The sequence below is a fragment of the Methylobacterium sp. ME121 genome (assembly GCF_000974725.1).
GTDB classification, from domain to species: Bacteria; Pseudomonadota; Alphaproteobacteria; order Rhizobiales; family Beijerinckiaceae; genus Methylobacterium; species Methylobacterium radiotolerans.
On sequence record NZ_BBUX01000142.1, the window covers coordinates 1 to 4,552 of the forward strand.

The 4,552-nt window shown below is 63.6% G+C and carries 4 protein-coding genes and 1 pseudogene; 3 read left to right on the forward strand and 2 right to left on the reverse strand.

The window, feature by feature from the left end; all coding sequences use genetic code 11:
• The coding region (locus tag ME121_RS32385) for an IS3 family transposase (RefSeq protein ID WP_491892946.1) at positions 1 to 816 on the forward strand (816 nt) is incomplete at its 5' end.
• Between the two features lie 124 nt (positions 817 to 940).
• Complete coding sequence (locus ME121_RS32390) at positions 941 to 2,242, forward strand: hypothetical protein (RefSeq protein WP_059410306.1); 1,302 nt, start codon at positions 941 to 943, stop codon at positions 2,240 to 2,242.
• 119 nt (positions 2,243 to 2,361) lie between these two features.
• Here the strand turns inward: ME121_RS32390 and ME121_RS34810 are convergent.
• Positions 2,362 to 2,533: pseudogene (locus ME121_RS34810) on the reverse strand (IS481 family transposase); the annotation flags it as partial.
• Positions 2,534 to 2,711: 178 nt separating this feature from the next.
• Here ME121_RS34810 and ME121_RS32395 point away from each other — a divergent pair.
• Positions 2,712 to 3,614: a hypothetical protein gene (locus ME121_RS32395; RefSeq protein ID WP_143739328.1), complete on the forward strand. Its 903-nt coding sequence runs from the start codon at positions 2,712 to 2,714 to the stop codon at positions 3,612 to 3,614.
• Positions 3,615 to 3,645: 31 nt separating this feature from the next.
• On the opposite strand, the gene ME121_RS32400 is transcribed toward ME121_RS32395, so the two are convergent.
• Positions 3,646 to 4,552: IS3 family transposase (locus ME121_RS32400; RefSeq protein WP_491892947.1), on the reverse strand; the 907-nt coding region annotated here is incomplete at its 5' end.

Here is a 4,552-nt window from a genome sequence, read left to right on the forward strand (position 1 = left end):
GGGCACGACCTCCCTGTTGCCCAGCAGGCCAAGGCACTCGGGATCAGCCGGGGCAGCGTCTACTACCTGCCACGTCCTGTAGCGGCGGCTGATCTCGTCGTGATGCGGCGGATGGACGAGTTGCATCTCGAACTCCCCTTCGCAGGCAGCCGGATGCTGCGGGATCTCCTCAACAAAGAGGGCATCGCGATCGGGCGTTGCCATGTCGCGACGCTGATGAAGCGCCTGCGCATCGAGGCGCTCTACCGCAAGCCAAACACCTCGAAACCGACGCCTGGGCACAAGATTTACCCGTATCTGCTGCGTGGCCTGACGATCGACCGGCCCAATCAGGTCTGGGCCATGGACATCACCTACGTGCCCATGGCGCGCGGGTTCGTCTACCTCGCCGCCATCATCGACTGGTTCAGTCGCCGGGTCCTGTCCTGGCGGCTATCGATCACCATGGAGGCTGACTTCTGCGTCGAGGTTCTGGAGGAAGCGCTCGCCCGGCACGGTAAGCCGGAGATCTTCAACAGCGACCAGGGTTCGCAGTTCACGAGCCACGCCTTCACCAGCGTGCTGCGGGAGGCAGGGATCGCCATCAGCATGGACGGCCGAGGCGCGTGGCGGGACAACGTCTTCGTCGAACGGCTGTGGCGGTCGGTCAAATACGAGGAGATCTACCTGCGGGCCTACGACACTGTCAGCACGGCGCGCGCCTCGATCGGCCGGTACCTCGCCTTCTACAATGAGCGCAGGCCCCATTCGAGCCTTGACCGGCGCACGCCCGATCAAGCCTACTATGAACGGCTGCCGCAGCCCGCGGCGGCCTGAAATCGGCAGAAGATCCACTCATCCAAGCCCTGGTCGCTGTTCAGACAAACCGAGCCACCTCTATTGTGTCGGAACGACCCATAGGCTTCACGAGAGCAGGTCGCACGCGATATCAGAGTGTTCCCTGGTGACATCATCGTTTATTCACACCCTGGCCCACAAGATTACGGGGTTTGATCACCCTCACAGCCATTGGTGGATCGACCTCCTGGCCGTGCTCGCCTTCGTCCTCGCGCTGGCTTGGACAGGGTGGCTGATTGTTCAGTTCTGCCTACGTCGGATGAGATTGCGGCGTCGCCAGCTGAACCGCTCGGCGGCCGTTCCGGCGCACGGTGCTCGGCCGAGATTGATATCGCGCACGCTGACCGTCGCGCGCGAGGGTGCGCCGACTCGGTGCCTCGAAAGCTTTATCGTACGTGCGACGCTGCGCTTCCAGCTGCGTCTCGTGCTGCTCGCCCTCCTGACGCTCCCTGCGGCGTGGCTTCTCCTGGAAATCCCCAAGCATATCATCAACCGCGCCATCACCGACGCGGACGGAGACGGCCATCCAGAGATGACCATCCTGGGCCTCACCATCGGACAGGTCGAGCTCCTGTTCGCGCTATGCGCGGGATACCTGGTCGTATTGTCGCTAAGCGGCCTCGCCAAGTACGCGGTGAACCGGGCGCGTGGTCGCGTCAACGAGCGCCTCGTGCGTCGATTACGCCTCGCGATCATCCGGCAGGCACGCAGGGAACGCTCTCCCGAGCGCCGGGCTGCGCTCGCGACCATCGCCGTCCAAGAGGTTGAGCCTATCGGCTATTTTGGGGCCAGCCTCGTGGCAGTGCCGCTCGTTCAAGGTGGCACACTCGTAACCAGCGTCGTCTTCCTGCTTCTTCAGAATACCGCCCTGGCGCTGGCCGCGCTGATAATGCTGCCGGTGCAACTCACGTTACTGCCCCGCCTGCAACGCCGCGTAAATGCCAAGGTGCGCGAGCGGGTCCACGCGACGCGGGCTCTCGGAGGGCTCCTGACTGCGGCAGGTGCCAGCCACGCAGCGCCCATAGATGGTGCCGCACGAAGGTTCGCCCTGTTGCGGCAGATGCAGATGGCGGAGAACCTGGAATGGGTGCGCATCGAGATCAATGACCTCAAGGGGCGTCTAAAGGGCCTGTATAACTACACGTCCAATCTCACCCCGTTCTTCTTCTTCTTAATCGGCGGGTACCTCGTTGTTCAGGAACGCCTGTCGCTGGGTGCGCTGGTCGCTGCGCTAGCGGCATACAAGGAAATCGCTCCAGCGATGCGGGAGCTGTTCGACTTCGCTCAGAACTGGTCCGACGCGAGCGCCCGCTTCGAAGAGGTCACGAAAACCCTCGAACATTCTCAGCCGGCTTATGGATTGAGGTGTGTCAGAACGCAGAGTCCGTCAATCCAGACGGCGTGAGCCCGCGCTCGGCCACTGACGCTCGCTTCTTATCCCGTCGCAGAGGCTCGCGCAGGCGAGCCGAAAACTACGGTCCATGCACGAGGCTCAGATAGCCTCATCGAGAGCCGCACTTGGTTTTAGATGTTTAGCCCCAGGACGTGGTGTGACGGATCGCATATGAATCGTTTGGGCTTTCGTCCAAGTCTGGCAGATGAACTTGTGAGGCGTGAGGTCGCGCAGGGTCTTGAGCTGGCGGTCGTAGCTGTAGGCGACCACGAACAGCTGCAGGTGCTGTCGCAGCTCGTCTTGGCCACCAGAAGGATCAAGTCGCGCCGCGGTCGAGCGAGTTCGACGGCGTTGATCGAGTTGTTCCTCTTGTATGGCTAAGCTAGACTCTAACCATCATAAGCTGGCTCCTGCGGTTGCGTTTTGACGGACGCCGCAGATCGGAGACGGCGTACCGCCGGGACATCAAGGTTAGAAGAAGATGCCGTTCGTGCGCTCATCCAGCTCTCGCATGCTCGCCGCGGTCGTGATTTTGGCGCTGCCGTCGGCAGCGCGCGCTCAGAGCGTCGCCGAGATGGCAGCCCGCATGGATGCCATGCAGAAGCAGATGCAGGCGATGCAGCGGGAGCTCGCGGCCCTGCGCGGCCAAGCCGGGACGCAGCGGGCGGAACTCGCCGGACAGGCGCGGCGGCAGCGTGCACAGGCCGCGGTGCAGGAGCGCATTCTCGCCAGAGAGAGCCGGCAACAGCGCGTCGCTCAGACCGGCGGCGCCAGGGTGGCAACCAGCGGGCCCATTCCGATCATCTTGGCCAACGATCTCGCCTGCAATGCCGGCAGCTACGCCCTCGGACCCGCGGTCTGCTTCACGCCCGGAGGCTTCGTTGAGCTCGCCGGTATCTTCCGCGACCCGAACCTCCTCTCGGACGTGGCCACCGATTTCAACGGCATCCCGTTCCGCAACGCTCTTCAGTCGCGCGAGAGCGAGTTCCGCTTCTCGGCCCGCCAGAGCCGCCTAAGCGGCCTGTTTACTGCAAAGGTCGACCCCACCCTGCAGATCAGCGGCTATTACGAGATCGACTTCTTGAGCGCGGGCGTCACCTCGAATTCGCGCGAGAGCAACAGCTACGTACCGCGCATCCGGCAGGCCTTCGCCGTCGTCGACAGCCTCGACACCGGCTGGCACGTGCTTGCGGGGCAGGCCTGGAGCCTGATTACCACGGACCTGTCCGGCATCACGCAGCTCAAGGAGCAAATCCCGCTGACGATCGACGCACAGTACGTCGTCGGCTTCAACTGGACCCGCAACCCGCAGGTCCGCGTGGTGAAGGACATCGCGCCCGGCGTCTGGGCCGGCCTCTCGCTGGAGTCGCCGCAGAGCGTGTGATCGGCCCCCACGAGGTGGTCCAGGGGTAAAGTTAGTGCACGGTGGGCCGCTCCGCTACGGGGAGCTTGGCCGGCGGAGCTGGTCGGGCGAGCGCAGCCGGCCAAGCGGAGAAGGCTGGCACGAACACCTCCGGGGCCGGCGGCCGGTATCCCAGCGATGCATGTGGTCGCACGCCGTTGTAGTGACGCCTCCAGCTTTCGATCACGATCTGCGCCTCCTTGAGTGTGTAAAAGATCTCTCCGTTGAGGAGTTCGTCACGCAGACGCGCGTTGAAGCTTTCGACGTAGCCATTCTCCCACGGTGAACCTGGCGTGATGTAGGCCGTCTTTGCTCCGACGCCGGTGATCCAAGCTTGTACGATCTTCGCAACGAACTCCGGGCCGTTATCCGAACGGACATGGCCAGGTACGCCACGCAGGATGAACAGATCCGAGAGCACGTCGATGACGTCGGTTGCCTTCAGCTTGCGGGCGACTCGGATCGCCAGGCATTCGTGCGTGAACTCGTCGACCACGTTGAGCATCCGGATCTTGCGTCCATCGTGCGTGCGGGCCTCGACGAAGTCGTACGACCACACGTGATTGGGGTGTTCCGGGCGAAGACGGACGCAGGAGCCGTCGTTGTCCCAGATCCGCCCCCGCTTGGGCTGTCTGGCTGGGACCTTCAGACCCTCACGCCGCCAAATGCGCTCGACGCGCTTGTCGTTAACGAACCACCCGGCCGCCTTCAGCAACGCGCTGATCTTGCGGTAGCCATAGCGTCCGTACTTCTCAGCTAACGCCACGAGATCGGCCGTCAGCGCCTCTTCATCATCGCGGCCCCGCGGTACCTTGCGCTGTGTCGAACGATGCTGTCCGAGCGCCCGACAGGCACGGCGCTCGGAGACGGTCATCGTCCGCATGATGTGCTCGACACAGGCGCGTCGGCGCGCAGGGCTC

Excerpts from the sequence above, each read along its gene's own strand:
- ME121_RS32395 (WP_143739328.1), top strand. The coding sequence starts at position 2,712 with ATGCCGTTCGTGCGCTCATCCAGCTCTCGCATGCTCGCCGCGGTCGTG.